General features: G+C 41.0%; 9 protein-coding genes. 4 read left to right on the top strand and 5 right to left on the bottom strand.

The window, feature by feature from the left end:
• Window positions 1–514 precede the first annotated feature (514 nt).
• Both ACFILW_RS08860 and ACFILW_RS08855 read left to right on the top strand, forming a co-directional pair.
• On the top strand, window positions 515–1,195 hold the full coding sequence (locus ACFILW_RS08860) for a Rha family transcriptional regulator (protein ID WP_375685587.1): 681 nt from the start codon (window positions 515–517) through the stop codon (window positions 1,193–1,195).
• Complete coding sequence (locus ACFILW_RS08855) at window positions 1,192–1,470, top strand: hypothetical protein (RefSeq protein ID WP_375685586.1); 279 nt, start codon at window positions 1,192–1,194, stop codon at window positions 1,468–1,470. Before ACFILW_RS08860 ends, ACFILW_RS08855 begins: the two co-directional genes overlap by 4 nt.
• Before the next feature lie 57 nt (window positions 1,471–1,527).
• On the opposite strand, the gene ACFILW_RS08850 is transcribed toward ACFILW_RS08855, so the two are convergent.
• From ACFILW_RS08850 to ACFILW_RS08830, 5 genes are all read right to left on the bottom strand, one after another.
• Entirely contained in the window at window positions 1,528–1,809 is a 282-nt protein-coding gene (locus tag ACFILW_RS08850; protein ID WP_375685588.1) for a type II toxin-antitoxin system YafQ family toxin, read from the bottom strand.
• Window positions 1,796–2,059: a type II toxin-antitoxin system RelB/DinJ family antitoxin gene (locus ACFILW_RS08845; protein ID WP_375618925.1), complete on the bottom strand. Its 264-nt coding sequence runs from the start codon at window positions 2,057–2,059 to the stop codon at window positions 1,796–1,798. The genes ACFILW_RS08850 and ACFILW_RS08845 overlap by 14 nt, the downstream gene beginning before the upstream one ends.
• A 125-nt stretch (window positions 2,060–2,184) precedes the next feature.
• Window positions 2,185–2,394 (bottom strand): hypothetical protein, encoded by a 210-nt coding sequence (locus ACFILW_RS08840; RefSeq protein ID WP_375685589.1) that lies wholly within the window; start codon window positions 2,392–2,394, stop codon window positions 2,185–2,187.
• A gap of 75 nt (window positions 2,395–2,469) precedes the next feature.
• Window positions 2,470–2,766 carry a HigA family addiction module antitoxin gene (locus tag ACFILW_RS08835; protein ID WP_375685585.1) on the bottom strand — a complete coding sequence of 99 codons (297 nt, stop codon included), beginning with the start codon at window positions 2,764–2,766 and terminating at the stop codon, window positions 2,470–2,472.
• A 16-nt stretch (window positions 2,767–2,782) separates the two neighbouring features.
• The gene (locus tag ACFILW_RS08830; RefSeq protein WP_375634175.1) at window positions 2,783–3,097 is read right to left on the bottom strand and encodes a type II toxin-antitoxin system RelE/ParE family toxin; all 315 of its coding nucleotides are present in this window, start codon (window positions 3,095–3,097) and stop codon (window positions 2,783–2,785) included.
• Between the two features lie 62 nt (window positions 3,098–3,159).
• Here ACFILW_RS08830 and ACFILW_RS08825 point away from each other — a divergent pair, with 62 nt between their 5' ends.
• Both ACFILW_RS08825 and ACFILW_RS08820 read left to right on the top strand, forming a co-directional pair.
• Entirely contained in the window at window positions 3,160–3,741 is a 582-nt protein-coding gene (locus tag ACFILW_RS08825; protein ID WP_375685584.1) for a hypothetical protein, read from the top strand.
• The coding region (locus ACFILW_RS08820; protein WP_375685583.1) for a terminase gpA endonuclease subunit at window positions 3,734–4,818 on the top strand (1,085 nt) is incomplete at its 3' end. The genes ACFILW_RS08825 and ACFILW_RS08820, both read left to right, overlap by 8 nt.

Below are 4,818 nucleotides of genomic sequence, written 5' to 3'. Positions count from 1 at the left end.
AAAGGTACTTCCCAGCGGGTTGGCTTCGTTGCGGGGCAGGCTAGCGCGAACTATCGCTAGCGACAGAATTTTCAAATCAACTGTACATTGTACACTTAACTCATTGATAAATAACAAATTTAATGTGTCCTCATATACACACTGTACAATAGTGGATTATTTTTTAGAAAAAGTTTTTTATCACTTGACAAGACAGTATCATTATATCTATTGTCGAATCAGGTGCCTAGAAAACACCTTAAAATACCAAGCGGATTGGTTGCCGAAATAATCAGTCTTCTGAACATTAAAGATTTTGACTCATTATATGCTGTAGCATATAACGGTCTTGTCGGGTGTAGTTACACTATACAATACCCTCACGGGAAAGGTGTGACGACGGACTTGGTACCGTGTTTTCTAGCACCCGGCACTCTTTTAGAGTGTCAATAGAAAACCTCTATTACCAAGGAGTTCACAGTGAACACACTTATAGAAATTAAAGAGCACTGCTAATAGTGCGACCACTCAGACTATGTCTAGCCGTGAGATTGCTGAGTTATGTGGAAAACAACATAGCAATGTTATGCGTGATATAAGAAATATGTTAACTGAATTAGGAGAGAAAAGAGGTGAATTCAAATTTGAAGCCACCTATTTAGACAAGCAGGGAAAGCCTCAAAACTGTTATAACCTCCCCAAGCGTGAATGTTTAATCCTTGTTTTTGGTTACAACACTGCCTTACGAGCTAAAATCATTGACCGTTGGCAAGAATTAGAAAAGCAGGTAGCTGTTCCACAAATGGATCTTGCCAATGCTTTGGAAAACCCTCTTACGATTAAGCAACTCCTTTTAGAGAGTATCAATCAATTAGAAGACTTAAGAAATGAGGTGAGTACACTCAAGCCAAAAGCCGAAGCTTTGGAAGGTCTAAAACGCTCTGATGGTTTGTTTGGTTTAATTGAAGCCGCGAAGATGTTGGAGGGGCGACCAAAAGATTTAACGGATTACTTACGTAAACATGATTGGGTGTATCGACGGGCTCCAGGGGCACCTCTGTTACCTTATCAGGACAAAATAAAGAAAGGATTCATGGATTGTCCCGCTATTACGATTCAAAGACCGGATGGTACAGAAAAGGTGCTGCCTTCAACGAAAATCACATCTAGAGGATTAGCATGTTTGAGAGAACAAATCTTTGGGGGTGTGCAATGAATAGCAGTGTCGACTTCTTATGCGATTTGTGGATAGCGTTGGCTCAATTTTCCAATCATCAAAGCGTTGGATATGGGGATTGTAATGCGCTGGTTCAGGTCATGGGCATGATAGAAAAAGTATTGATTTTAAAACTTCAAGATGAGATGCCAAGTATGCTTAAAATCTTAACAGTTCTAACAGATTTTGGTGATTCAGAGTTACCGCATAGCATGGATTCTTTGTTGCGCACTTACGAACCAAATTTAGAGAGCCCTATTAAAAAAGTTGCTTAAGTTCAAAAACAGAAGTCCCCTCCCCGTTTTCAAAAATGGGGAGGTGGTTAATTGAAATTATAGATTAAGCTGTGAATGAGAACCAAGACGCACTAAAACTAGCCTATCTTGACCAATCAAGCGATAGATCAAAACCAAATCAGGTCGAATATGACAATCCCTATAATCTTTCCAATTTCCAGTTAATGCATGGTCATGATACCAAAGTTCTAAAGGTTGATCATTTGCTAATGCCACAATGACTTGATGCAAATCTGTACTTAAAAGATGCCGATATCGTCCTTTTAATTCACGCTTGAAATCACGTTTGAAAATGGTGGTACGTTCAATCGTCCGCATAGAGATCATCAAATAATTCGTCTACGGAATGAAACTTTTTTAAGTTGCCTTCATCAAGCTCAGCAAAAGCCGCTATGGTTTCTGCATTGGGTTGAAACAAAAAAGAAGGAATAGCTTTATCTTGCGCAATACGTGTCATCAACACTCTCACGACATCACTTACTGACAAACCAGAGGCTTGAATAACTTGATTAGCAACATTTTGAATTTCTTCTGGTACACGCGCTTGAACCATACGACTGGCAGCCATAATGATTTCTCCTCTTGTAACTGTATTTCAATGTAATACAATTGAAGTTTAATTTCAACTGTAAAGCACATTTTTTAGAGTGGCGAGATTGTTTGGCTTAACAACCGCTTGCTTTTTTAAGACTTTTACCCACGTTTACGGCGTTCTTTTGTTACATATTTAAAGAAGGAGGATGGTAAAACATCTTTAGCTGGCTTTAGACGTGCAAGTTCTTCATCTGTCAATGGTGGAGAATCCACGGCTTTCAAATCTTCTTTTGTGTAGCCACATCTTATTTTAAAGTTTTTTTTGAAAACCAATAATTCTCGTGTGACTTGGAGCGTATCCGTTTGCATACCGGAATATACACCCGATTATACCGGATCGTCAATTATCTGTTACGTCTTAAAACTTCATGAGTGAAAAGATCATTAAATCCTACATTCAAATTTATTGATTTTGGCAAATTCGTCTGCTTTTTCAGTTTGTAATATACTAACGTCATAAGCAGCTTGCATGTTGAGCCAAAATTCAGCAGTAGTATCAAAAAAATAGGCTAATCTGAGAGCAGTATCGGGAGTCACTGGACTATTTTCAGCAACAATACGTTCTATTCTCGTGCGTGGAACATTTAATGCTTTTGCAAGGGCATAAGCAGAGAGAGCATATTCTTTTAAATATTCCTCTCGTAAAATTTCTCCGGGATGAATAGCAATATAATTTTTCATCTCGACCTCCTACAGATCAATGATAATCTACGATTTCAACTTCATAAGCGCCATTAGAGCGCCATTCAAAACAAATACGAAACTGGTCATTAATACGAATAGAATATTGACCTTTACGCTCTCCTTTCAATGCTTCTAAACGATTTCCTGGAGGACTGCGTAAATCTTTAAGGTCAACCGCTTTATCGAGCATAAACAATTTTCTTTGGGCTATACGTACTAGAGTTGTTGGAAAACCTTTAGGCGGATTACCTTCTAAAAGATCTTTACAACGCTTATCCGCAAAAGATTCAATCACCAAATCACCTTCATTCACTCTTTTATGTATCATAGCATGATACCAATCTAAAGAAAAGGATGAATGTTGAAAAATATTTAGTAAAAGAGATGGCAATGACAAAGAAGCATCGTGAGGGTCTATCGGTTCGTGCGTTTGCGAAGAAGATGGGGGTTTCACATAATGCGGTAGTTTCTCGGATAAAGACAGGGAAATTTGATAAGGCTCTTTTTGAAGATGGTTCTGTCAATGAAGCGCTTGCAACAGCTATCTGGAATGAGAATCCAACAAAGCGCCCTGCTCCATTTTTAGCGCCTGATGGTCAACCGCGGACAAAGATCAAACAAGCCTCTACAGATGGAGCCAATGAATACAAGATAAAACTGGAGCGAATGCAAGTTGCCCTTGAAAGCGAGAAGATTGCTCTTGAACGCTTACGCGAAACAACCGTTGACCGTGAAGAAGTCAAGAGAGCAGCTCGTGAGTTTGGAAGAGCGCACCGTGATGCTATGTTGAATTTTCCTCATCGTTTTGGTGCAAGCATTGCTGCACAAGTTGGATGTGATGCTGCCAGCCTTATTGGTGCTATTGATTACACTATGAGAACCGCTTTGCTTGAGGCGGTTAATATTCCAGTGCCTTTTCATGATCCTCATTCTCCAGAGTTAGAGAACTTGCAAGAAACGAATAATGGATGACAATGCAGTCGAAGAATTTTTCGCCCATGCCAATAATGCAAGACAACCGGACCCACCGTATACGGTTTCGCAATGGGCGGACAAGAATAGATACCTTAGCACGGTAGCAAGTGCTGAACCTGGATTGTGGAGAACAAAGCGGACCCCCTATTTGCGTGAAATCATGGATAATCTTTCCTCCTACGTGCCAATTGAAACAACTATTGTCATGAAAGGGGCGCAAGTTGGCATGTCAGAGGCAGGATTAAATTTCTGCGGTTATGCTATTCATTATAGTCCAGGACCTGCTCTTTATGTCATGCCGACCGTTGAGACAGCCAAAAAGCTTTCAAAGACGCGGCTTGATCCTATGATTATGGCAAGTCCAGTTTTAAGTGAACGCATAGCCCCAGCACGAGCACGTGACAGCGGGAATACCATGTTTTCGAAAGAGTTTGATGGTGGTGCACTGATGCTTACAGGGGCAAACAGTGCTGCTGGTTTGCGTTCCATGCCTATTCGTTATCTGATTTTAGATGAGGTGGATGCCTATCCTCTCAGTGTGGATAACGAAGGTGATCCGGTGATGATTGCCGAAAAGCGGACCTCAACCTTTGTGCAGAGAAAGATTTTTAAATTGTCCACACCCACCCACCGTGACACAAGCCGTATTGCCAAGGATTTTGTACTAGGAGACCAGCGATATTACAACGTGCCTTGTGATGCATGTGGTACACTCCAGCCGATTGTTTGGTCACAAATCAAATGGCCGAAAGGGGCTCCCGAAAAAGCTGTTTTTGTTTGTGCGCATTGTGGTCATGAACATGCCGAGCACCGAAAAACAGATCTCATGTGTGAAGAAAGAGGAGCATGCTGGGTCCCAACCAGTGAGTCAAGCAGACCCAATTTGCGTTCTTATCATATTTCGGCACTCTATTCTCCTTGGCTTACATGGGGGGAATGTGCAAGAGAGTTTTTAAATGCCAAAGATGATCCGGCACTTTTGCAGCCTTTTGTCAACACAGTGCTTGGAGAGCCATGGGAGGACAGAACAGGCGAAGTTGTTGACCCAGATAGTCTCTATGCAAAACGCGAAGA

This window comes from Bartonella sp. TT110JLCBS (assembly GCF_042193405.1).
Lineage (GTDB): Bacteria > Pseudomonadota > Alphaproteobacteria > Rhizobiales > Rhizobiaceae > Bartonella.
Note: the sequence above shows the minus strand (reverse complement) of the source record. Positions and strands in the feature narration are given on the sequence as shown.